This window comes from Pseudomonas sp. SK3(2021), assembly GCF_016772375.1.
Classification (GTDB): Bacteria; Pseudomonadota; Gammaproteobacteria; order Pseudomonadales; family Pseudomonadaceae; genus Aquipseudomonas; species Aquipseudomonas chlororaphis_I.
Genome location: NZ_CP061943.1, coordinates 329,801 through 353,011 on the forward strand (window position 1 = coordinate 329,801; position 23,211 = coordinate 353,011).

A 23,211-nucleotide genomic window follows, 5' to 3' on the forward strand; every position below is an offset into this window, starting at 1 on the left:
CTCACAGGTTGTACTGCTTGCGTTTGCGGTACAGCGTCGAGGCGTCGATGCCGAGCGTCTTGGCGGCCTGGTCGAGGGTATCGCTGGTGGCCAGCACGGCGCCGATATGGGCTTTCTCCAGCTCGTCCAGGCTCAAGGCGGCGCCGATGCGCGGGGTGTTGTTGGTGGGTTGCTCGGCCATGCCCAGGTGGCTGATCTCCACCTTCTCCTGGGGGCAGATGATGCTGGCGCGTTCCACCACGTTGCGCAGTTCGCGGATATTGCCCGGCCAGCGGTAGTTGAGCAGCGCTTCGCGGGCCTCGTCGCTGAAGCCACGGGCGGGGCGGGCGTACTCCTTGACGAAGCGTGCGAGGAAGCGGTCGGCCAGGGTCAGGATGTCTTCACTGCGTTCGCGCAGCGGCGGCAGGTGCAGGGTGATCACGTTCAGGCGGTACAGCAGGTCTTCACGGAAGCGCCCGTCGCGCACCATGTCCTCGAGGTTGAGGTTGGTCGCGGCGAGGATGCGCACGTCGGCGCGGCGGGTCACCGGGTCGCCGACCCGTTCGTATTCCTTGTCCTGGATGAACCGCAGCAACTTGGGTTGCAGGGTCAGCGGGAAGTCGCCGATTTCGTCGAGGAACAGCGTGCCGCCATCGGCCTGGTTGACCCGGCCAAGGGTGCTTTCGCTGGCGCCGGTGAAGGCTCCACGGCTGTGACCGAACAATTCGCTCTCCATCAGCTCGGCGTTCAGCGACGGGCAGTTGATGGTGACGCAGGATTTCCTGGCGCGCTTGCTCCAGCCGTGAATGGCCCGGGCCAGTTCGCCCTTGCCGGTGCCGGATTCGCCGAGGATCAGGATGTTGGCGTCGGTGCCGGCGACCTGGCGGGCGGTTTCCAGCACCACTTTCATCGCCGGGCTGTGGGAGTCCAGGCCGTCCTTGGGTTTGCGCACTTCGCCCTCGAGGGCCTCCAGGCGCGCCGAGAGCTGGCGGACTTCCAGTTGCTTGGCGGTCGCCAGGCGCAATTGGTCGGGGCTGCAGGGCTTGACCAGATAGTCGGCGGCGCCGGCCTGGATCGCGTCTACCGCGGTATCGACGGCCGAATGGGCGGTGACTATCACCACCCGCATCCAGGGAGCCTGGATGCGCATCTGGGCCAGTACGTCCAGGCCGTTGTCCTCGCCCAGGCGCAGGTCGAGGAAGCACAGGTCGAACACCTGGCGTTGCAGCAAGGCCTCGGCCTGAGCGGCGCTATTGGCCGTGGCGACGGTGTAGCCCTCGTCTTCCAGGCAGTAACGGAAGGTACGAAGGATCGCGGACTCATCATCTACCAGAAGAATGCGGCCTTGATTTTCCGGTGCTGATTCCATGTCCGAGGCTCCTGAAGTGAGTGATCTTATTTAGTCCCGGAAAAATCGGGCAAGTTGCATGGTTAATTCTGATCGATCCCCAAGCGTGCAGATTAGCTACCTCCGGGGTGTATTGCTAATTCATTGAAAATAATAGGTTTTTATTGGTTTTAGGTTTTGCGCGCAGGCCTTTTCCGATTTCGCCACGGTATTCCATGCATTTTCAGCTGCGTTTTCTCCCTAAAGTACCGGGCCAATCGTGCAATTCGCACGGTATCCAGGGCGGCATCGTGCAGGATGGCGTATGGAATACCACCCTGATTGATATCAACTCATTGTTTTTATTGAATTTATTTCAATCATGAAAGCTGGCATGCAGGCTGCAACAACCTGATCAGGCTCGGCTGAACAAGCCGCAGGCGCAGCAACCGGCGCTTGAGAACAATGACCCGCATGGGAGGAGCTTCCGGATGAAACGCCAACGTCTCGCCCCATTGTCTGTTTCGCCCCTGCATCTGCAGCAAGGGCTGCTCGCCAGCCTGGCATTGCTGGTGACCTTGATTGGCGGTCAGCAGTTTTCGCGTTGGGAGCAGAGCCAGCAGCAAGAGGCTGTGCGGTTGCCGGTTTCTCGCACCACTCAAACCCACTTCAGTGCAGTCAGCACTCGGTTTGCGGATTCCGCCCCGCTGCTTCTGATGGACGTCGACCAGGCCCGGCCTGCCGTCGACACGGCTTATCAGGAGCGCTGGGTGTTCTAGGCAGGACAGCCGGTACGCAACTGCGGGCCGGCCTGGCAGTACCTCTAAATAGAAGCGTAAGGAGAATGACCATGTTGAGCTGGGCAATCACATTCCTGATCATTGCCATCATCGCCGCGGTATTGGGCTTCGGTGGTATCGCGGGCACCGCCACGGGTATCGCCAAGATTCTCTTTGTCGTTTTCCTGGTGATGTTCATTGCTTCCTTCTTCTTTGGCCGTCGTGGTCGAGGTTGAACATGAGCGTTTCCTTGAAAACATTGGCCGCCGCCCTGTTGCTGGGCAGCGCGGCCACGGCGATGGCGGCCAATGACGGTCAGACCCGGGTCAACGAGTTGTTGAACAGTGACCCGCAATACCGTGAAACCTGGCAGGAAGTCGTCGAAAAGGAAGAGCGCCTGCCGGAATGGGTGATGAACCTGTCCGGTGATGCGCAGCAGATGAATGCGCTGGAAGAAGACGGCGACAAGTACCTGGTCGGTCCGCTTTGCGAAACCCGCGATACCTGTCGCAGCCAGCGCCTGATCGTGGCGTTCAGTTTTGACAAGAAAGACGCCTACGCCATGTTGGTCGAAGTGCCGGCGGGCCTGCCCGCGGACAAGTCGCCGACCCGTCATGCCGAATACCGCTTTCTCGGCAAGCCGGACGCGGGCATGCAGGGTTTGCTCAAGGAGCAGCTGAAAAAAGACCCGAACTGGTACTGAGTTGGCTGTTCGAAGGGTCGATCATGGAGCGCGAGCGCCCAGCGGGCCGGGACGTTCAGGTCGAAACCGGATCGGGATACAGGGAGTGCTTCCGCGAGGGCTGGGTCAGGGAAAACTGCGGCGCAAGTTCGCAAGCCGCCCGGGCATGACGACTTGCGCCGTGTTTGAATGCCACAAACCGTTGTGGCAGAGCGGTGGCCTGCTTTTTCAGGCGGGTGTTCGCGGCAACCATTCCCAGATGTCCGGCCTAACCGTTTCACGGTGTTTCCTTGTGACCGTACATCGAGAAACTTTTGGCTTTTCCAGATGAGATTTCTGGTTCTATCGTAAGAACTTTCCCTTCTTTCGAAGGTCATTCCGAACCCCCCACAAAAGTGCTGAATGCCCCCTGAAATGGCCGTTTCACGGTAGATGGACGGGCCGAAATGTCGCATTCGAACCGGTTGGGACGCCCGTTTCGTTTAGAAAAACTCATGCCGATTCGGCATAGGGTAGGCGTTTACGGCATTAGACGCGCCCCCCTTGCGTCGGAATAGTTGCGCCTTTTTTCGCCTGCAGAGAGCCGTAAATGCTCGCTCGGGGTGACCTTATACGGGGGCCGATGCACAGACTTTTCCGCCATTGAGCGTTCCAGTTCGCGCATCAGCCCGAGTCCAACTGAAGTAAGGGTAATGATATGAAGAAGGCAAAACTAAGCCTCGCCTGGCAGATCCTCATCGGTCTGGTGCTGGGGATTGCAATTGGTGCGCTGCTCAACCATTTCAGTGCCGAAAAAGCCTGGTGGATCAGCAACGTCCTGCAACCTGCGGGCGATATCTTTATCCGCTTGATCAAGATGATCGTGATCCCGATCGTGATCTCCTCGCTGATCGTCGGTATCGCCGGCGTGGGCGACGCGAAGAAACTCGGGCGTATCGGCCTGAAGACCATCATCTACTTCGAAATCGTCACCACCATCGCGATCCTGGTCGGCCTGGTGCTGGCCAACGTGTTCCACCCGGGCGCCGGCATCGACATGAGCACCCTGGGTACCGTGGATATTTCCAAGTACCAGGCGACCGCCGCCGAGGTACAGCATGAACACGCGTTCATCGAAACCATCCTCAACCTGATCCCATCGAACATCTTCGCGGCCATGGCCCGCGGCGAGATGCTGCCGATCATCTTCTTCTCGGTGCTGTTCGGCCTCGGTCTGTCGAGCCTGCAGGCCGATCTGCGCGAGCCGCTGGTGAAGATGTTCCAGGGCGTTTCGGAAAGCATGTTCAAAGTCACCCACATGATCATGAACTACGCCCCGATCGGCGTATTCGCCCTGATCGCGGTGACCGTGGCCAACTTCGGTTTCGCCTCCCTGCTGCCGCTGGCCAAGCTGGTGATCCTGGTTTACGTGGCCATCGCCTTCTTCGCCTTCGTGGTCCTGGGCCTGATCGCTCGCCTGTTCGGCTTCTCGGTGATCAAGCTGATGCGCATCTTCAAGGATGAGCTGGTGCTGGCCTACTCCACCGCAAGCTCGGAAACCGTGCTGCCGCGGGTAATCGAGAAGATGGAAGCCTACGGTGCGCCGAAAGCCATCTGCAGCTTCGTGGTGCCGACCGGTTACTCGTTCAACCTCGATGGCTCGACCCTGTACCAGAGCATCGCGGCGATCTTCATCGCCCAGCTGTACGGCATCGACCTGTCGATCAGCCAGCAACTGTTGCTGGTGCTGACCCTGATGGTCACCTCCAAAGGCATCGCTGGCGTACCGGGCGTGTCCTTCGTGGTCCTGCTGGCGACCCTGGGCAGCGTGGGCATTCCGCTGGAAGGCCTGGCCTTCATCGCCGGTGTCGACCGCGTCATGGACATGGCCCGTACTGCCCTGAACGTGATCGGCAACGCCCTGGCGGTACTGGTCATCGCTCGTTGGGAAGGCATGTACGACGACGCCAAGGGCCAGCGCTACTGGAACTCCCTGCCGCACTGGCGCAGCAAGGAGCCGCTGCCGGCCGGTGAAGTCACCAAAGGCTGATACCTGTAGCCGCTGCCGAAGGCTGCGATAAGTTCCGCAGGAACTTCGCGATCCGGACCGCGGCGCCTCCTGCGCAGGCGGGCGCAGCTTGTGGCAGCGGCTAGCAATGTTCTGCTCTGTCATCATCGACAAACCCCGGTCAATCCGGGGTTTGTCGTTTCTGTCTGCCCCGCTATCATTCGCCGCATCTTCTGGGGGAATAACTGATGCTCAATGGCCTGTGGCTTGGCTTCTTCATCGTGGCGGCCGTTTCAGCGCTGGCGCAGTGGCTGGTCGGCGGTAACGCCGGGATCTTCTCGGCGATGGTGGAAAGCATCTTCGCCATGGCCAAGCTGTCGGTGGAAGTGATGGTGCTGCTGTTCGGCACCCTGACCCTGTGGCTGGGCTTCTTGCGGATCGCCGAGAAGGCCGGGATCGTCGACTGGCTGGCCAAGGCCCTGGGCCCGCTGTTCGCCCGCCTGATGCCGGAAGTGCCGCCGGGGCACCCGGCCATCGGCCTGATCACCCTGAACTTCGCGGCCAACGGCCTGGGGCTGGACAACGCCGCCACGCCGATCGGCCTCAAGGCCATGCGCGCCCTGCAGGACCTCAATCCCAGCGGGACCGTGGCGAGCAACGCGCAGATCCTGTTCCTGGTGCTGAATGCCTCGTCCCTGACCCTGCTGCCGGTGACCATCTTCATGTACCGCGCCCAGCAAGGTGCCCCCGATCCGACTCTGGTGTTCCTGCCTATCCTGCTGGCCACCAGTGCCTCGACCCTGGTTGGCCTGCTGTCGGTCGCGCTGGTGCAGCGCCTGCGCCTGTGGGACCCGGTGGTGCTGGCCTACCTGGTCCCCGGCGCCCTGGTCCTGGGCGGCTTCATGGCCCTGCTGGCGACCCTGTCGGCCACCGCGCTGGCGTCGCTGTCCTCGATCCTGGGCAACCTGACCCTGTTCGGCCTGATCATGCTGTTCCTGGTGATTGGCGCGTTACGCAAGGTCAAGGTCTACGAGGCCTTCATCGAGGGCGCCAAGGAAGGTTTCGACGTCGCCAAGAACCTGCTGCCGTATCTGGTGGCCATGCTCTGCGCGGTGGGCGTGCTGCGTGCCTCCGGCGCCCTGGACTTCGGCCTGGACGGCATTCGGCATCTGGTGGAGTGGGCCGGCTGGGACACGCGTTTCGTCGATGCCCTGCCGACGGCCCTGGTCAAACCCCTCTCCGGCAGCGCCGCGCGGGCCATGCTGATCGAAACCATGCAGACTCAGGGTGTGGACAGTTTCCCGGCGTTGGCCGCGGCGACTATCCAGGGCAGTACCGAGACCACCTTCTACGTGCTGGCGGTGTACTTCGGTTCGGTCGGCATCCAGCGGGCGCGTCATGCCGTCGGTTGCGCCCTGTTGGCCGAGCTGGCCGGCGTAGTGGCGGCGATTGCGGTGTGCTACTGGTTCTTCGGCTGATCGCGAGCCAGCTTGCTCCTACAAAACAATAAACGTTCCGTAGGAGCGAGCTGGCCTGCGATGAGGCGGTCAGCGCCTGACCAGCTGGCTGCCCTGCTTCACCGTCCACTCCACCACCTGCCGGTTCAAGGCATCCCCCGCCTGGCCAAATCCGGCGACCACCGCCGGCACCTTGGTATCGTTTAGCGGCTGGCGCACTTCGAAGCGCCGGCTGGCCAGGATCTTCTGGTCGTAGCCGCGCACCAGGCGCGCATCCAGGCGGATCACCACCGCCACGGCCTTGCCCTGGTATTCGCTCTGGAATGCCTGCAGGTTGCCGCCCAGTTCAAGGTCGGTCTGTACATCGCTGTCGTCGGTGCCCAGCAGTTGCACCCGACCGTCGGCGAGGAATCCGTCCAGCAGCCGATTGCGCAGCAGCACCGGCGCCGGATCGCTCCAGCGCGCGTCCTTGTAGCTGCTGATCACATCGCCCTGGGGGATCACCGCGATTCTCGCGCTGTTCAAGGCGTCGCTCGCCTGGGGTTTGGTCAGGCGCAGGGACCAGGGCTGTGCGTGGCCCTGAGGCTGGGCCGTGGCGCCCTGGGCCGTGGGCAGGCGATAGATATCCACCGGGTCGGCCTGGGGCAGGATCGAGCAGGCGCCGCTCAAGGCGAAGCCGGCGGCCAGGGCCAGCCGGCCGAATGGGCGATAGGCACGCTTCATGGCGTGAACTCCTTGTTCTTGTCACTGCCCAGCAGGTAGCCGCTGGGGTTGGCTTCCAGGCGACGCGAAATGGCCCGCAACGAGCTCAGGGTGTCGCGCAACTCGCGCACCGCCGGCGCCAGGCCATTGAGGCCCTGGATGCCGTTGTTCAGCGAGTCCTGGTTGTCGGTCAGCAGTTTGTTGATGGTGGCGCTGCTCTGTTCCAGCGATTGCATGGCCTGCTCGGCGCTGCCGAACATCTGCTTGCCCTGCTCGTTGAGCAGGCCGTTGGCGTTGCGCATCAGCGCGGTGGTCTGTTCCAGGGTGGCGCTGGCCTGCTTGCCGATGGACGCCAGCTGCTGCATGGCCTGACGCACGTCGCCGCGTTGTTCGGCGATGGCCCCGGTGGTCTGCTCCAGGTGTTCGAGGGTGTTGCTGATGCGCTCGACGTTGTCTGGCGAGAACATGCTGTTGGCGCTGTGCAGCAGCAGGTTGACGCTGGTCATCAGGTCATCGCTGTTGTTCAGCAGGCGGGCGATCGGCGAAGGCGAAGCGACGATCACCGGCAGCTTGCCGTCCTTGCCCTGGAGCGGCTGGCTTTGCGGGGTGCCGCCGCTGAGCTGGATGATCGAGGTCCCGGTGATGCCGGTCAGGGCCAGCTTGGCCTGGGTGTCTTCCTTGATCGGGGTTTCGCCGCTCAGGCGGATCCGTGCCAGGACCCGGCGCGGGTCGTTCGGGTCCAGGCGCAGGCTGACCACATCGCCGACCTTGATCCCGCTGTACTGCACGGAGCTGCCTTTGGACAGGCCGCTGACGGCCTCGTTGAACACGACCTCGTAGTCCTTGAACTCCGTGTCGACGCTGGACTTGGCCAGCCACAGGCCGAACAGCAGGGCGCCGACCACCACAATCACGGTGAACAGGCCGATCAGTACATGATGGGCTCGGGTTTCCATGTCATACCTCGTTGAGCTGTGTAGCGGCCTGATACGCCGCGCGGCCGCGAGGGCCATGGAAGTACTCGTGAATCCAGGCGTCGTCGGTCTCGGCGACCTGGTCGATGGCATCCGCCACCAACACCTTTTTCTGTGCCAGCACCGCCACCCGGTCGGTGATGGTGTACAGCGTATCCAGGTCATGGGTGACCAGGAACACGCTCAGGCCCAGGGCGTCACGCAGGGTCAGGATCAATTGGTCGAACGCCGCGGCGCCGATCGGGTCGAGGCCGGCGGTGGGTTCGTCGAGAAACAGGATGTCCGGGTCCAGGGCCAGAGCCCGGGCCAGGGCGGCGCGCTTGATCATGCCGCCGGACAGCGAGGCCGGGTATTTGTCGGCCGCCGACAGCGGCAGCCCGGCCAGCGCCAGCTTCACCGCCGCCAGGTGCTCGGCGTCGGCACGGCTCAGGCCTGCGTGCTCGATCAACGGCAGGGCGACGTTTTCGGTCACGGTCAGCGACGAAAACAGCGCGCCCTTCTGGAACAGCACACCGAAGCGCCGCTCGATCAACGACCGCTCATGTTCCGCCAGGCTCGGCAGGTTCTGGCCGAACACCCGCACCGAACCCTCGCTGGGCTGGCGCAGGCCGATGATACTGCGCAGCAGCACCGACTTGCCGCTGCCCGAACCGCCGACCACGGCGAGGATCTCGCCCTTGTACAGGTCCAGGTCGAGGTTCTCATGCACGCTCTGCGGGCCGAAGCGATTGCACAGGCCGCGGACTTCGATCACCGCCTCGGTGGGCGGACGGGTTGAACGGTTCACCAGCCCATCTCCATGAAAAACAGCGCGGCGACGGCATCGAGGACGATCACCACGAAGATCGATTGCACCACGCTGGAGGTGGTGTGGGCACCCACCGACTCGGCGCTGCCGCTGACCTTGAAACCTTCCAGGCAGCCGATGGCGGCGATCAGGAAGGCGAAGATCGGTGCCTTGACCATGCCCACCAGGAAGTGCTGCACGCCGATATCCGATTGCAGCAAGGCGAGGAACATCGCCGGCGAGATATCCAGCGACAGCGCACAAACCACCCCGCCACCGACAATCCCCGAGAGCATCGCCAGGAAGGTCAGCATCGGTAGCGCCACCAGTAGCGCCAGGACCCGGGGCAGCACCAGCAGCTCCATCGGGTCCAGGCCCAGGGTACGGATGGCGTCGATTTCCTCGTTGGCCTTCATCGAGCCGATCTGCGCGGTGAATGCGCTCGCGGTCCGGCCGGCCATGAGGATGGCGGTGAGCAGCACGCCGAATTCGCGCAGGAAGGAAAACGCCACCAGGTCCACGGTAAAGATGCTGGCGCCGAAACTCTGCAGCACCGTGGCGCCGAGGAAGGCCACCACGGCGCCCACCAGGAAGGTCAGCAAGGCGACGATGGGCGCGGCGTCGAGGCCGGTCTGCTCGATATGCGCGACCATCGGCGTGATGCGCCAGCGCTTGGGATGCAGCAGGCCACGGACCAGGGTTTCCAGGATCAGGCCGACGAAGCCCAGCAACTTCAGGCTGTCCTGCCAGATGGCATCGACCGCCTTGCCGATCCGCGTCAGCAACTGGATGCCGACCGAAATTTCCGGCTCCTTGAGCGGCACGCAGAAGTCGCTCAGCGAGCAGTAGACGGTCTGCAGCAGTGCGCGGTCGGCTGAGGACAGGGTGCAGTCGGGGTGTTCGGTGGACTTGCCGAGACGCTCGGAGCCCAGCAGCTCGACCAGCAGCGACGCGCCGGCGGTGTCCAGGGCGCCGAGGTCGTTGAGGTCGATGTGGGTGCTGGTGTCGTACTGTCCGGTGAGCTGTTCGCAGAGGTGCTTGAGCTCGGTGTAATGGACGAGCGTCCAGTCCCCCGTGACTCGCAACCGCGAGGGGGAACTCGACGTATCCAGTTGGGCACTGCCGGCCGTCGTGCTCTGGGTCATAAGCTCCGTGCTTGCATGGTTTTTACGCAGTGCTACGTAATACCACGATCAAGATGACTTTGCCTTGTACTAAGGTGCTGAGTTTTGTCCGTTGGTGCCGGTGATCCTGAAGCGCAGCACGCCGATCACCTGCCCGTCTTCGGTCAGCACCCGGACCTGCCAGCTGCCGGTCGGATCGCCGGGGAAGTTCTGCTTGTGCGACCAGGCGCGGTAGCCCTCCTTGCGCCCGCCGTGGATGTCCAGGGCCACCCGGTCGACCTCTTTGCCGTTGAATTGCCAGACGTGATAAATGCGCTCGTCCAGCCCGCGCGGCGCATTGATCGCGGTGTAGGCGTACAGCCCGGTGCTGCGCACGTCGTTGACGCTGACTTGCTTGAGGCTGGTGCCGGGGGTGCGGTCCTGCAACTGGGTGCTGATGGCTTCCTCGGCGATCCACAAGGTTGCCGGCGGAACCCAGGAGCGCAGCAGCCAGCCGGTGCCGCCGATGGCCAGGGTCATGCCCAGCAGCATCAAGGCACCGCGCAGGTTGCGGATCGGAAAGATCGACGCAAGGCTGGGGAACGACAGCAGCATGGCGATGCCCAGGGCCAGCTTGAAGCTCTGTGCGGTGGTCAGGTGCAGGATGATCGGCAGTGCGGTCAGCAGCGCGGCGAACAGCGTCAGGGTGTGCAGGGCGAGGAACAGCCAGCGCCGCGGGGCCAGCCATTTGTAGTACAGCGGGTCGATGATCGAGACCAGCGCCGAGGCGCCCAGCAGGCCGGTGAATACCAGCTGCCCGCTGTTCCAGGCGGTGGTGATGAAGAAGAACGGCAGGACGAAAAACAGGCTTTCCTGGTGAATCATCTGCGTTGCGTAACGCAGCAGCGGCTGGGGGATTTCCCGCTTGAAGATCTTGGTGAACAGCTGGGTCAGGCTGTTTTCCAGCATCAGCCAGATCCAGCTCACCAGCATGATCACGGCGATCCAGGTGGCCAGGCCCTGTTGGCGGTCGACCAGGATGAAACTGCCGACACCGGAAATGAAACCGCCGAGCGCAATGACCCCCGGGTAGCGCTTCATCAGTTCCAGGATGCGCTGCATGTAATGAGTCAGGTTTGGCATTCGGCGATCACACTAGAAAAAATCCCCGACAGAATAACGGTTTAGCATGACAAAAGACGCATCAGGCACGGATTCGTTTGCGATAAGCCCGCCAGCCGAACAGCGCAAAGACAATCGATAGCAGTGTGCCGAGGATCAGCCCGCTCAAGGCCGCGTAGCTCAGCAGCGGTTTTTCGATCCGCAGGTAACCGGGTTGTTCCAGCAACTGGCGCATGGCCTGGTTGGCCTGCTTCAGGCTGACGGCTTTCAGGCGCTTGGCCGGGTCGCTGAAACGCCCGTCCGCGTAATCGCCCAAGGCGCCCCAGTAGTAATCCGCCAGGGCGCTGTTGCCCTGTACCGCCCAGGCCTGGCGGGCAATGGCGGCCTGTTGCAGGCGGGCGAAGGTGGCCGGCTCCAGGCCGTCCTTGAGCAGTTGCGTCTTGAGCTCGTCGATCGCTTGCCGGGCCTCGGGCACGTCCGCGCGCTCCAGGTCGGCATTCAGGCTGAGAAAGCCGACGCCGCCAAACACCTCGCGTTCGCTGTTCGGTCCGTAGGACAGCTCGTGCTGCAGGCGCAGCTTCTGGTACAGCGCCCAGTCCAGGTAATCCTTGAGCAGATCGAAGGTTTCATCGTGCTGCCGGTCGAGGGTCGGTTCGGGGAACAACCAATGCAGCTTGGCGCTGTCGCCGACCCAGCCGTGGATCAGGCTGCGCTCGGCATCGGCCGTTTGTTGAATGTCCGGCAGGCCCTGGTGCTCGCTGGGCTCCACCGGTTCCAGCGCGCCGTAGCTGCGCTCCAGGTAGGCTGGCAACAGGCGGTCAAGGTCGCCGACGACGATCAGGGTCATGTTGTTCGGCGCGTACCAGTCCTTGCGCAGCCGCTCCAGCTGTTCGAGGGTCAGTTGATCGACCTCGGCCCGTTCGGCGCATTTCAGGCCCAGCTCCACCGCCAGCTGGTTGCTGGCGGTGTGGCCCAGGTCCTGGCGGTCCAGCCAGCGTTGCAGGTGCGAGTAATGCCCGCCGTCCTCGCGCTCGACCACCCGTTTCGCCGTTTGCAGGGCGTTGTCGTCGAGTTCGGTGCGGGTCAACAGGGCCAGCAGCAGGTCCAGTACCTTGCGCTGGTTTTTCGCCGGGGCCTCGATGACGAACGTGGTGTCGGCATTGCTGGTATAGGCGTTCCACTCGCCGCCCAGGGCTTGCATGCGCTCCTCCAGCCCGCCCTCGCCGCTGGCGTCGATACCGCTGAACAGCAGGTGTTCGAGCACATGCGGAAGTTCCTTGTCGGCGCAGCCGAAGTCGTCCAGCCCGACCCCGACCACCAGGCGAATCGCCACGTGGCCGCGTTCGTTGCCCGGCTTGAGCAGCAACTGCAGGCCGTTGGGCAGCATGTAGCCCTCGACCTGGAAGCGATCCAGGGCAAACGAGTGGGCCGATCCGAGCAGCAGACAGGCGAATAACAGGCAACGCATAACAGGCTTCCTTACGGCGGGCGTAAGTTCTAGGTTCTGTACGTAAACTGCCTGCGCGCCGATCATGCCGCGTTAAAAACAGGCTCGGCATGCTCATGTAGGCCCCTACACTCCGCTTCCTCGCCCGTTTTTGCCTTGCCTGATCGCCGCTCGGCGACTTCCGTACCGAACCTTCAGACTTCGGGTAACTGTGGACGTTCAGGGTGAATGGGTGATGTCAGCCATATCGTCCACGGCGAGCGCACCGGTTTCGGACGTCCCCAGCACCACGTAGGCGCTGCCGCAGAACAGCGAATTCAAGCGTTTCATATCGGCGATCAGTTCCAGGTGCAGCGAACTGGTCTCGATGCTCTGGACGATTTTACGTTGCAGGCGGCTGACATGGGCATGGGCCAGGCGACGTTCCTGAGCGCGAAAGCGGCGTTTTTCCCGCAGCAGCTGCCGGGCGCTTTCCGGATCGGCGCTGAGGAACACCGAAAGCCCGAGGCGCAGGTTGGCGATCAGCTGTTCATGCAGGCCGGCCAGTTCTTCCAGGCCGACTTCGGAAAAGGAGCGACGTTGCGCAGTCTTCTGCTGCTGGACCTTGCGCAGCATGCGTTCGATCAGGTCGCTGGCCAGTTTCAGGTTGATCGCCAGTTCGATGATCTCGGCCCAGCGCCGGCTGTCCTGCTCGCCCAGGTCTTCCCGGGGCATTTGTGCCAGGTAGAGTTTGATCGCGTTATAGAGCACTTCGACGTCGTCGTTGAGGTTGCGCATCTCCTGGGTGATCGCGGTTTGCTTGCCGTGCAGCACATCGCGCACGGCTTCGAGCATGGTTTCGACCAGGTCGCCGATGCGCAGGGTTTCCCGCGCCGCGTTGGCCAGGGCCAGGCTGGGGGTGGCCAGGGCGGTCGGGTCGAGGTGGCGAGGCTTGGCCCGGCCGTTGGTTTCCGGGCGCTCCGGCAGCAGCCAGGTGCAGACCTTGGCCATCGGCCCGACCGTTGGCAGCAGCACCAGGCAACGCAGGGTGTTGTAGAGCAGGTGGAAACCGATCACCACCTCTTGTGGGCTGAAGTCCAGGCTGTCCATCCACTGGGCGAGCGGGTCGAGCACCGGAATGATCAGCAGCAGGCCGATCAGCTTGTACAGCAGGCTGCCCAGCGCCACCTGGCGGCCGGCGGCGTTCTGCATGTTGGTGCTGAGAAAGGCCAGCACCCCGCTGCCGATGTTGGCGCCGATCACCAGGCCGATGGCCACCGGCAGGCTGATCACGCCGGCCCCGGCCAGGGTCGCGGTGAGCAGTACGGCCGCCAGGCTGGAGTAGGAAATCATGGCGAACAGCGCGCCCATCAGGGCGTCGAGCAGGATGTCGCCGGTCAGCGAGGCGAACAGGACTTTCACGCCCTGGGCGTGGGTGATGGGCGCGGCGGCTTCGACGATCAGTTGCAGGGCCAGGATGATCAGCCCCAGGCCGATCCCTACTCGCCCGAGCTGGCCGGCGCGGGTCTGTTTGCGCGACAGGAAGAAGATCACCCCGAGAAAGATCAGCAGCGGCGACAGCCAGGACAGGTCGAAGGTCAGCACCCGGGCCATCAGCGCGGTGCCGACGTCGGCGCCGAGCATGGTCGCCAGGGCGGGTGTCAGGGCCATCAGCCCCTGGCCGACGAACGAGGTGACCAGCATCGCCGTGGCATTGCTGCTCTGGACCATGGCGGTGACCAGGATCCCGGCGACGAAAGCCAGCGGGCGTTTGGCCATGTTCTGGCCGATGAGGTGGCGCAGGTTCGAGCCATAGACCCGTAGGATGCCGGTGCGGACGATATGCGTGCCCCAGATCAGCAAGGCCACGGCTGACAGCAAATTGAGCAGGGTGAGCATAATGGCCCCCTGTGGCGAATAGCGCCCCAGAGGGGCAAGTTAACGGTGCCGCGCGTCGTTCTACGTTCTGTACTTAAGCTGTAGTTGGCTAACGGTCTGTGCGCCAGCATCGCATAGCTGATGCGGCGATTGAAATAAAACTGTCATGAAAAAGCGGCTTTTCGCAGCCGTGAAAAAGGGGCTCGAAAGCCCCTTTTTCTGCTGCGCTCTCGGGTTATTGACCCGGGATGTCCTTGCGCAGTTTCACCGGCTCCTGCTGCTTTTTCTTTTTCGCGATGGCAGTGCGCATCTTGATGTTGATCGCCTCCACCGCCAGCGAGAAGGCCATGGCGAAGTAGACGTAGCCTTTTGGTACGTGCACTTCGAACGCCTCGGCGATCAGTACGGTACCAACCACCAGCAGGAACGACAGCGCCAGCATCTTCAGCGACGGGTGCTTGTCGATGAACTCGCTGATAGTGCCCGAAGCCAGCATCATCACCAGTACTGCGACGATGATCGCCGCGACCATGACCGGCACATGGGAGACCATGCCGACGGCGGTGATCACCGAGTCCAGGGAGAACACGATGTCGATGATCGCGATCTGGATGATGGTGTAGAGGAAGTTGCCGCCCTTGCCGCTGGGTTCTTCCGCGGTTTCGTCCTCGCCTTCCAGGGCGTGGTACATCTCCTGGGAGCTTTTCCAGAGCAGGAACAGGCCACCGAAGAACAGGATCAGGTCACGCCCGGAAATACCCTGGCCGAAGACCACGAACAGGTCGGCGGTCAGGCGCATGACCCAGGTGATCGACAGCAGCAGGAGGATCCGCGTGATCATGGCCAGCGCCAGGCCGAAAATCCGGGTCCGTGCCTGCATGTGCTTGGGCATGCGGCTGACCAGGATCGAGATCATGATGATGTTGTCGATACCCAGGACGATTTCCAGGGCGGTCAGGGTAAAGAAGGCAACCCAGATTTCCGGGTTGGTCAGCCATTCCATGTGTATTCCTTTGAGCGAGTGTTGTACCGCGCCAGTCGAGATTTCAGAGAGCGAAGTCTAGCGGCCGACGCGGTGAGTCATTGCTTTTTATAGAGTGCTGAACAGCGGAAAGATCCCCATCAGCAAGGCGGCGAACATTATGCACAGGCAAACCAGTACTGCCCACTTGAGGGTGAAGCGCTGGTGATCGCCGAACTCGATACCGGCCAGGGCCACCAGCAGGTAGGTCGATGGTACCAGCGGGCTGAGCAAGTGGACGGGTTGGCCGACGATCGAGGCACGTGCCATTTCCACCGCGGTGATGCCGTAGTGACTGGCGGCCTCGGCGAGAACGGGCAGCACGCCGTAATAGAAGGCATCGTTGGACATGAAGAAGGTGAACGGCATGCTTACCAGTGCGGTGATCACCGCCAGGTATGGGCCCAGTGCATCCGGGATCACTGCCAGCAGGCTCTTCGACATGGCGTCGACCATGCCGGTACCGGACAGGATGCCGGTGAAGATACCGGCGGCGAAGATCAGCCCGACCACCGCCAGTACGCTGCCAGCGTGGGCCGCGACGCGGTCCTTCTGCTGTTGCAGGCACGGGTAGTTGACGATCATCGCGATACTGAAGGCCACCATGAACAGCACCGGCAGCGGCAACAGGCCGGCGATCAGTGCGCACATCAGGGCGAAGGTCAGGGCACCGTTGAACCAGATCAGCTTCGGGCGGCGGGCATCCGGGAATTGCGAAACGCTGATTTCGCTGTGGTCGATCTCGTCGCCCTGCAGGTGCAGTTCACCCAGGCGCGCACGTTCGCGCTTGCCGTACATGTAGGCGATCGCCAGGATCGCCACCACACCGGCCAGCATCGCCGGGATCATCGGCACGAAGATGTCCGACGGGTCGACATGCAGCGCGCTGGCGGCACGGGCGGTCGGGCCCCCCCAGGGGGTCATGTTCATCACGCCGCCGGCCAGGATGATCAGGCCGGCCATGATCCGCGGGCTCATGCCGATGCGGCTGTACAGCGGCAGCATGGCCGCCACGCAGATCATGTAGGTGGTGGCACCGTCACCATCCAGGGATACCACCAGCGCGAGCACGGCGGTACCGACCGAGACTTTGAGCGGGTCACCCTTGACCAGCTTGAGGATCTTGCGCACGGCCGGGTCGAACAGGCCGGAGTCGATCATCAGGGCGAAATACAGGATGGCGAACATCAGCATCACGCCGGTCGGTGCCAGCTTGGTGATGCCTTCGAGCATCATCGGGCCGATCTTCGGGGCGAAGCCGCCGAACAGCGCGAACAGGATAGGAACGATGATCAGGGCGATCAGCGCGGACAGGCGCTTGGTCATGATCAGGAACATGAAGGTGATGACCATGGCGAAGCCAAGGAAAGTCAGCATGGGAATACTCCAGGCGTAGCGCGGCTAGGGAATGGCGAACCGGTTGGGGTCAGCGCAGAACGGGAAGCGCGGGACGTGGAGGAAGCGGGGCGAAAAGGCGGGTACGAACGGACATCAGAATCACCATTGTTGTTGTTAATTGGGCCTGGAGGCGCGAAAACGCCCATTGGCCAACCGGTCTGTTGCCGGCAGTGGAGGCGATCCTAATCGCGGAAGCTTTCAGCTACCTTTCGTTGTAGAAAGCAATGATCGGATGCGTCGCGAGCCGACGCGTGGTTAAAAAACAACCAGAACGGCCTGCTGGCGGGATTTTTCTGCTGGCCAGGTCGTTCGATAGGAGATTTGCGCATGAGCCTGTTGCATACCGGCGGTTGCCACTGCGGCCAGCTGCGTTATCAGTTCAGCGGGCCGCTGCACGATATCGCCCATTGCCATTGTTCGATCTGCCGACGGGTCAGCGGCGGCCTGGTGACCACCTGGATCACCCTGCCCCGCCCAGCCTTTCAGTGGCTGGCCGGGACGCCGGCGTGTTACCACTCCTCGCCCGGCTGTGCGCGGTACTTCTGCCCGAACTGCGGAGCCCATCTGGCGCTGGTTACTCAACTGAGCCCAGACAGTATCGATGTGACCATCGCCACCCTGGATCATCCGGAGCAGACGCCGGCCGAGCGGCATATCTGGACCGACAGCCGCTTGCCCTGGCTACACCTGGATGAGCAGTTGCCGGGAGAGGCCGAGGAGACGTTGTAAGGTCGTAGGAGCGCTTCGTGGGCAAGCCATGCTCCTATAGACGATGGCTGCCCGCGAAGCGCCTGGGATCAGGGCAGTTCCAGCCCGCCCGCGGCCTTGTGCAAGGCCCGCAGGTGTTCGCCGACTTGTTTCAGGTTGGCTTCGTTGGCGGCGATTTCGGTAGCGCGGCTCGGTTCCAGCAAGGCCCGCACTTCCTTGTCCAGATCGCCGGTCAGGGCTTGCAGCTGTTTCTGGCGCAGGCTGCTTTCCGACTCCAGGCGTTGCCACTCGTTCGGCTGCGGCAGGCCGTAGCCGCTGCTACCCAACAATTCCGCCGGACGGCTGAGGAAGCCGCTGTTGGCGAGGATTTCCTGCAGGGTCTTGTTGGCCTTGTCCATACCGCCGTTCTGCAGGTCGCGAGCGCCCAGATAACGTTGCTTGACCTCGTCCTGGGCCAGCAGCAGCTGGCGCCGGAAGCTCGCCTGTTCGAGCAGCAACAAGGCGGCGCTGGTGCGCAGGTCCGCCTGGTCGAACCACTGGCGGCGTTCCGCGGCGCTCAGGGACAGCCAGTCTTCCACGCTGTTCTGTTTTATCGGCAGGTGCTTTTTCAACACCTCGAACATTGCCTGGTAACGGTCGCGGAAAGAGTCGAAGCGATACCCCAGGCGCAAGGCTTCGCGAGGATCGTCCAGCACGCTGGTGTCGGCCAGGCCACGGCCCTTGAGCACTTCCAGCAGGCCGTTGGGCATGATGCTGTCGAGCCCGGTGAGCTGGGCATTGTTGCTGCCGCTGCGCAGCAGCTTCAGGCTTTCCACGGCGCAGTTATTGGACAGGAAGTAATAGTTGCCGTCGTAGCTCCAGTGCATCTCGGCGGCGCGCTCGACCACTTCTTCGATCTCGCTGCGCGACAGGTTCAGCGGCACTGAAGCCAAGCTGCGCAGCTCGGTCTTGGTGTATTCGTCGATGACCTGGGCCAACGGCAGAATAAACAGGCGGGACGGGTATTTGCCGACCAGGCCATCCCAGCTCGACAGCTGCACGTCACCGACAAAGGCGCGGTAGGACAGCACCAGGTGCTGCTCGAGGTCCAGCCGGCAGTCCGGCCCGCGCGGCCGGCCGGGGGCGCAGATCACCAGGCGCAACATGCTGTGCCCCCAGCGGCTGACCCAGTTCTGGTTGGCTTCGGCCAGCAGGTAATCCACGGCATAGACCCGCTCCGGATCGACCTTGCCCAGCGGTTGCTTGGCGAAGTCGTTGCCGGCGTTGAGGAAGGCGAAGGACTGGGTGCAAGTGTCCTTGGCCTTCGGCGCCCAGCCGAAGTGTTCCTGGTAATAACGGTACAGCGCCGGCCGGCGGCAGGCGTAGCTCGGGTCCAGGAGGAAGTACTCCATGTTCACCGCGACGAACTCTTTCGGGTTGGTCGTTTCGTAGATATCCGGGCTGCGGGCGACTTGGCGGTTGTACTGCTCGCGTTCGCCGCGGCGGCCGACGTATTGTGGCCAGCCGGCGAGGTCGAGCAGGCGCGGGTCGTCGCTGAGGGTGAAGCGGCGCGCGGTCTGGCCGCGGCACTGGTCCGGCAGCCCGATCAGGCCCGAGGCACTGTTCTGGCGGCTGCAACGCTGGATCAGCGTGCGTTCGGCGCCTGACCACAGGCGCGAACGGTCATAAATATGGGTGAGTTCATGCAGCACGGTGGCGAGCATTTCCCGGCGCACGGTGCCATGGGGGCGATGGGTTTTCTGGGTGGCCGCACTGCCGTCGGTGAGGCTGGCCAGCAGTTTGCGATTCAGGTCGAGTTCGTCGACCAGCGATGCCTGGCCGTAGGCGTTGTGAGGCATGTCGTCGGTCCAGCCGACATCGATGCGACGGTCCAGTTGTTCGATGAAGTGCGGCGGCAGCGCTTGCATCGCTTCATCCAGCAGCGCCTGGCTGGCGTGCTGCTGCTCCGGGCTCAAGCCTTCGGTCTTGAGCCGCAGTTGCAGGCCGGCCTGAGCGCTGTTGCCCAAGAGTAACAGCGCTGCACCCAGCAGCCAGGCAGCGAGCGGCCTCACAGTGCGAGGATGGCTTCGGCGAGCACCTGATCACTGGCGTCGCGGGCTTCCGGCACGCGGTTACGCAAGGTATCGAAGGCGGCTTCCAGTTGGGCGCCACGGATATCGCCATCGCTGGCGACGAAGCTGGCGGCATCGTCATGAGCGGCACGTACGATTTTCGAGTCGCGGATGGAGGTGGTGGTGTCCGAGGTGAAATCGATGGTACGACCAAAGGCTCGAACGATGATGTTACTGGTGGCTACCAGGGTTTGTGCCTGGGCCACATCAGCCAACAGCAACAGGCCAAGGGTGGCAGCAATCAGCGGGCTACGCATGGAACGACTCCGGGATGACAGGGATAGTTATTGGACGAGAATTGCCTGCGCCAGTTCAAGGTCGCCGACATGAAGTTGTGGCTGGGTTTTACGCAGGTATTTCAGGGCTGATTCCAGCCGGGCTCCGCGCAGGTGGCCGTCAGTGGCAATGAACGCCGCGGCATCATCCTGGGCAGCCAGTACGCGTTTGTTGTCGAAAGGCGCGGAGGTCACCTTGCTGGTGGCGTAGCCAGTGATGACTAGGCCTTGTGTGCTCAGGTCGAAAGCAGCGACCGAGCCTGTCCAGCAAACAGCGATCAACGAAGGAACGGTAAGCAGGGATCTGAAAAAACGCATGAGTCTCGACAGCTGAAAAACCAGCGGCAAGGCTAGCGCAATGCCCGGGCGAGAGCCAGCGCGCAGGGTTTCGGGTGCGTTGGGCGCACCCGTCACCGGACCGGCGGTCAGATCGTCAGGATGGCCTGAGCGAGCTGGGCGTCGGTAGCGCTCAGTTGTGGCAACTGTTGGCGGATATGGTCAAACGCGCTTTCCAGCTTCACACCGCGAATGGCGCCTTCGGTGGCGACAAAACTGGCGGCGTCGTCACGAGCGGCGCGCACGATTTTGTTGTCACGGAACGAGGACGTGACGTCGGAAGTCGCATCGGAAGTGGCCTTGAGTGCGCCGACTACCGCATCGGTGGTGACGATAAAGCTGGAGGCGTGGGCGTTGGAGGCCAAGGCCAGCAAGGCAGCAGCGCTGAGCAGGCGAAGACGGGACATAGGTAAAACTCCTTGATAACAGATAGGGTGGTGCTGAGTGGGCACCGGTAGTCACTGTGGGGCAGGTGAATCAGACGCCCCTTCAGGAAAATCGCTACACGCTACTGGATATTAGGCCCACCCCATCTGTTCGAATAGCCCTCTTCTGCTGTCTTGGCGCGAACTAGCGCCAGAAGGGTTTCTCCAGTTCGGCCATGCGTTCGCTATGGCTGATGCCTACATCGGACAATTGCTGATCGTTGAGCCCTGCCAGCACACGGCGTGTTCGGGCGTTCTGATGCATCTGGCACAAGGCGTGGTACAAGCGTTTCCATGCGCTTATCTGAGGATGGGAGAAGCTGAGAGGTGCGACACGTCCTGGTATGTGGTTCATGGTGCGGTCCTTTCGGCAGGCCGAAGTCAGGGACTTGGGACACCATATTGCTATTCACACGGGCATGTATACAGATACACCAGTGTGAAATTGTACTGGTTCAGTTTTATTTATAATTAAACTGTACTTATCTGGTCTTACCCTTTCTGTACCGGCGGCTTCCGGCGTTGCCAGGCCTAAAACGACAAAACCCGTCGCAGTTGCCCACGACGGGTTTTGTTTTTCAATTCGGGGTGCTGGCGGTGGACCCGGTGGGTCAGGGCCAGCGACGCTAACTTAGCGCCAGAACGGCTTGCTCAGCTCTTCGTAACGTTGAGCTTCGCTGATACCTGCGTCAGCCAGCAGACGCGAATCCAGGCGAGCCAGTTGGTGGCGGCTGGAGATGCGGCGCTGCCACAGCATCAGGTTGGCGAGAACGCGCAGAGGCAGGGAGGCCTGGGTTTTTGCAGCTTTGTCTTCGAAGAACAGTTCGGAACTGAGTGTACGTTCCATGGTGTGCATCCTTCCGCTTGTGGCGGGATTAGGTAGTGGTTTAACTGGTGCCCATGATCCTCCTCTCGCGCCAGTCTCTGTAGATACAGTTCATCTGTATTGTGAGAGACCAGTTAACTGTTTATAGGCGCTGTACTGTTCAGAAATGATACAACTGTACCTATCAGCACCATTTGGGTGCGCTTGTGGGCGTTTTCTTGAAAAAGGCGGGGTTTTGAGGGGGTAAAATACCGGTACAGCAGCACAGTTTTTGACAGGTGTTTAAGGGGAGCCGATGGTCTGGCGCAACTGTGCTTGCGTCAGCCATCGACTGTACCCATCACTCAGCGAGCATGCGCCCGGTTTCTTCCAGGTTCATGTGCCAGCGCAGGGCATCGCGCAGGATGTGCGGCGTGTGGCCGCCCAGGGCGCAAGCTGCGGTGAAGTAGTCGTTCAGGGGCTGGCGATAGTCCGGATGTACGCAGTTGTCGATGATCACTCGTGCCCGCTCCCGTGGCGCCAGGCCACGCAGGTCGGCCAGGCCGACTTCGGTCACCAGGATGTCGACGTCGTGTTCCGTGTGGTCGACGTGGCTGACCATCGGCACCACGCTGGAAATCGCCCCGCCCTTGGCGATGGACTTGGTGACGAAGATCGCCAGGTGCGCGTTGCGAGCGAAGTCGCCCGAACCGCCGATGCCGTTCATCATCCGCGTGCCGCAGACGTGAGTGGAGTTGACGTTGCCGTAGATGTCGAACTCCAGGGCGGTGTTGATGCCGATGATGCCCAGGCGACGCACCACTTCCGGATGGTTGGAGATCTCCTGCGGGCGCAGCACCAGCTTGTCCTTGTAACGCTCCAGGTTGCCGAATACATCGGCGTTGCGGCGGCTCGACAGGGTGATGGAGCTGCCCGAGGCGAAGCTCAGCTTGCCGGCGTCGATCAGGTCGAAAGTCGAGTCCTGCAGCACTTCGGAGTACATGGTCAGTTCTTCGAACGGCGACTCGATCAGGCCGCACATCACCGCGTTGGCGATATTGCCGATACCCGCCTGCAGTGGGCCGAGCTTGTTGCTCATGCGTCCCGCGTCCACTTCCTGCTTGAAGAAGTTGATCAGGTGGTTGGCGATCCCCTGGGTTTCACTGTCTGGCGTGGAAACGGTGGATGGCGAGTCCGCCTGGTTGGTGATGACGATGGCGACGATCTTCTCCGCCGGGATCGGGATGGCGGTGCTGCCGATACGGTCGTCGACCTTCACCAGCGGGATGGGCGTGCGGGTCGGCCGGTAGGTCGGGATATAGATGTCGTGCAGGCCTTCCAGGTTCGGGTTGTGCGCCAGGTTGATCTCGACGATCACGTGCTTGGCGAAAATCGCGAAACTGGCGGAGTTACCCACCGAGGTGGTCGGCACGATATGGCCCTGTTCGGTGATCGCCACGGCTTCGATGACGGCGATGTCCGGCAGCTTGAGCTGCTGGTTGCGCAGCTGTTCCACGGTTTCCGACAGGTGCTGGTCGATGAACATCACCTCGCCGGCATTGATCGCCTTGCGCAGGGTGCTGTCGACCTGGAACGGCATGCGTCGGGCCAGGACACCGGCCTCGGTGAGTTGCTTGTCGAGGTCGTTGCCCAGGCTGGCGCCGGTCATCAGGCTGATTTTCAGTGGGGTTACCTTGGCGCGCTCGGCCAGCGCATGAGGCACGGCCTTGGCTTCGCCGGCGCGGGTGAAGCCGCTCATGCCGACGGTCATGCCGTCCTGAATCAGAGCGGCAGCGTCGGCGGCGCTCATCACCTTATCCAACAACGAAGGCAAGCGGATACGATCACGGTACATGGATTGTTATCTCGGGCAGCGGAAGCAAGATGCGCAGTCTAGTGATTTCAAAAAAATTCGTCCCGCTACCAAGG

23 protein-coding genes are annotated in these 23,211 nt (G+C 62.4%); 6 read left to right on the plus strand and 17 right to left on the minus strand.

Annotated features, from left to right (window positions below):
* Window position 1: 1 nt before the first annotated feature.
* A complete protein-coding gene (algB, locus tag IF690_RS01555; RefSeq protein WP_202698572.1) occupies window positions 2-1,348 on the minus strand; it encodes a sigma-54-dependent response regulator transcription factor AlgB in 1,347 nt (448 codons plus the stop codon).
* Between the two features lie 449 nt (window positions 1,349-1,797).
* Between algB and IF690_RS01560 the strand changes: the two genes are divergently transcribed.
* From IF690_RS01560 to IF690_RS01580, 5 genes are all read left to right on the plus strand, one after another.
* The gene (locus IF690_RS01560; RefSeq protein ID WP_202698573.1) at window positions 1,798-2,085 is read left to right on the plus strand and encodes a hypothetical protein; all 288 of its coding nucleotides are present in this window, start codon (window positions 1,798-1,800) and stop codon (window positions 2,083-2,085) included.
* A 71-nt stretch (window positions 2,086-2,156) separates the two neighbouring features.
* A complete protein-coding gene (locus IF690_RS01565; protein ID WP_003177151.1) occupies window positions 2,157-2,321 on the plus strand; it encodes a DUF1328 domain-containing protein in 165 nt (54 codons plus the stop codon).
* A gap of 2 nt (window positions 2,322-2,323) precedes the next feature.
* Window positions 2,324-2,788: an inhibitor of vertebrate lysozyme family protein gene (locus IF690_RS01570; protein WP_202698574.1), complete on the plus strand. Its 465-nt coding sequence runs from the start codon at window positions 2,324-2,326 to the stop codon at window positions 2,786-2,788.
* 676 nt (window positions 2,789-3,464) lie between these two features.
* Window positions 3,465-4,796 carry a glutamate/aspartate:proton symporter GltP gene (gltP, locus tag IF690_RS01575; protein WP_023967611.1) on the plus strand — a complete coding sequence of 444 codons (1,332 nt, stop codon included), beginning with the start codon at window positions 3,465-3,467 and terminating at the stop codon, window positions 4,794-4,796.
* A gap of 206 nt (window positions 4,797-5,002) precedes the next feature.
* Complete coding sequence (locus IF690_RS01580) at window positions 5,003-6,232, plus strand: spore maturation protein (protein WP_202698575.1); 1,230 nt, start codon at window positions 5,003-5,005, stop codon at window positions 6,230-6,232.
* Between the two features lie 69 nt (window positions 6,233-6,301).
* Here IF690_RS01580 and IF690_RS01585 read toward each other — a convergent pair whose 3' ends face one another.
* The 9 genes from IF690_RS01585 to IF690_RS01625 form a co-directional block, all read right to left on the minus strand.
* A complete protein-coding gene (locus tag IF690_RS01585; RefSeq protein WP_202698576.1) occupies window positions 6,302-6,934 on the minus strand; it encodes an ABC-type transport auxiliary lipoprotein family protein in 633 nt (210 codons plus the stop codon).
* Window positions 6,931-7,869 carry an MlaD family protein gene (locus IF690_RS01590; protein WP_202698577.1) on the minus strand — a complete coding sequence of 313 codons (939 nt, stop codon included), beginning with the start codon at window positions 7,867-7,869 and terminating at the stop codon, window positions 6,931-6,933. The genes IF690_RS01585 and IF690_RS01590 overlap by 4 nt, the downstream gene beginning before the upstream one ends.
* A 1-nt stretch (window position 7,870) precedes the next feature.
* Window positions 7,871-8,674, minus strand: coding sequence for an ABC transporter ATP-binding protein (locus IF690_RS01595; protein ID WP_097306310.1), 804 nt, complete (start codon window positions 8,672-8,674; stop codon window positions 7,871-7,873).
* Entirely contained in the window at window positions 8,671-9,819 is a 1,149-nt protein-coding gene (locus tag IF690_RS01600) for an ABC transporter permease (RefSeq protein WP_202698578.1), read from the minus strand. The genes IF690_RS01595 and IF690_RS01600 overlap by 4 nt, the downstream gene beginning before the upstream one ends.
* Window positions 9,820-9,888: 69 nt before the next feature.
* Window positions 9,889-10,920, minus strand: a complete 1,032-nt coding sequence (locus tag IF690_RS01605; RefSeq protein ID WP_202698579.1) for a DUF5924 family protein — start codon at window positions 10,918-10,920, stop codon at window positions 9,889-9,891.
* A gap of 61 nt (window positions 10,921-10,981) precedes the next feature.
* Window positions 10,982-12,367, minus strand: coding sequence for a M16 family metallopeptidase (locus tag IF690_RS01610; RefSeq protein ID WP_202698580.1), 1,386 nt, complete (start codon window positions 12,365-12,367; stop codon window positions 10,982-10,984).
* A 198-nt stretch (window positions 12,368-12,565) separates the two neighbouring features.
* A complete protein-coding gene (locus IF690_RS01615) occupies window positions 12,566-14,224 on the minus strand; it encodes a Na/Pi cotransporter family protein (protein ID WP_202698581.1) in 1,659 nt (552 codons plus the stop codon).
* A 214-nt stretch (window positions 14,225-14,438) separates the two neighbouring features.
* The gene (locus tag IF690_RS01620) at window positions 14,439-15,206 is read right to left on the minus strand and encodes a TerC family protein (RefSeq protein WP_202698582.1); all 768 of its coding nucleotides are present in this window, start codon (window positions 15,204-15,206) and stop codon (window positions 14,439-14,441) included.
* An 87-nt stretch (window positions 15,207-15,293) separates the two neighbouring features.
* Window positions 15,294-16,601 carry a CitMHS family transporter gene (locus IF690_RS01625; protein ID WP_007924260.1) on the minus strand — a complete coding sequence of 436 codons (1,308 nt, stop codon included), beginning with the start codon at window positions 16,599-16,601 and terminating at the stop codon, window positions 15,294-15,296.
* Between the two features lie 348 nt (window positions 16,602-16,949).
* Between IF690_RS01625 and IF690_RS01630 the strand changes: the two genes are divergently transcribed.
* A complete protein-coding gene (locus IF690_RS01630; RefSeq protein WP_202698583.1) occupies window positions 16,950-17,351 on the plus strand; it encodes a GFA family protein in 402 nt (133 codons plus the stop codon).
* Window positions 17,352-17,419: 68 nt separating this feature from the next.
* Here IF690_RS01630 and IF690_RS01635 read toward each other — a convergent pair whose 3' ends face one another.
* From IF690_RS01635 to scpC, 7 genes are all read right to left on the minus strand, one after another.
* The gene (locus tag IF690_RS01635; protein ID WP_202698584.1) at window positions 17,420-19,381 is read right to left on the minus strand and encodes a DUF7844 domain-containing protein; all 1,962 of its coding nucleotides are present in this window, start codon (window positions 19,379-19,381) and stop codon (window positions 17,420-17,422) included.
* A complete protein-coding gene (locus tag IF690_RS01640; RefSeq protein WP_009046300.1) occupies window positions 19,378-19,698 on the minus strand; it encodes a DUF2388 domain-containing protein in 321 nt (106 codons plus the stop codon). Before IF690_RS01640 ends, IF690_RS01635 begins: the two co-directional genes overlap by 4 nt.
* Window positions 19,699-19,725: 27 nt before the next feature.
* A complete protein-coding gene (locus IF690_RS01645) occupies window positions 19,726-20,034 on the minus strand; it encodes a DUF2388 domain-containing protein (RefSeq protein ID WP_062826228.1) in 309 nt (102 codons plus the stop codon).
* 107 nt (window positions 20,035-20,141) lie between these two features.
* Complete coding sequence (locus IF690_RS01650) at window positions 20,142-20,459, minus strand: DUF2388 domain-containing protein (protein WP_007924251.1); 318 nt, start codon at window positions 20,457-20,459, stop codon at window positions 20,142-20,144.
* 163 nt (window positions 20,460-20,622) lie between these two features.
* Window positions 20,623-20,832: a DUF1127 domain-containing protein gene (locus tag IF690_RS01655; RefSeq protein WP_202698585.1), complete on the minus strand. Its 210-nt coding sequence runs from the start codon at window positions 20,830-20,832 to the stop codon at window positions 20,623-20,625.
* Window positions 20,833-21,108: 276 nt separating this feature from the next.
* Complete coding sequence (locus IF690_RS01660; RefSeq protein ID WP_007924247.1) at window positions 21,109-21,324, minus strand: DUF1127 domain-containing protein; 216 nt, start codon at window positions 21,322-21,324, stop codon at window positions 21,109-21,111.
* Between the two features lie 319 nt (window positions 21,325-21,643).
* Window positions 21,644-23,137 carry a succinyl-CoA:acetate CoA-transferase ScpC gene (gene scpC, locus IF690_RS01665; RefSeq protein WP_202698586.1) on the minus strand — a complete coding sequence of 498 codons (1,494 nt, stop codon included), beginning with the start codon at window positions 23,135-23,137 and terminating at the stop codon, window positions 21,644-21,646.
* Window positions 23,138-23,211 lie beyond the last annotated feature (74 nt).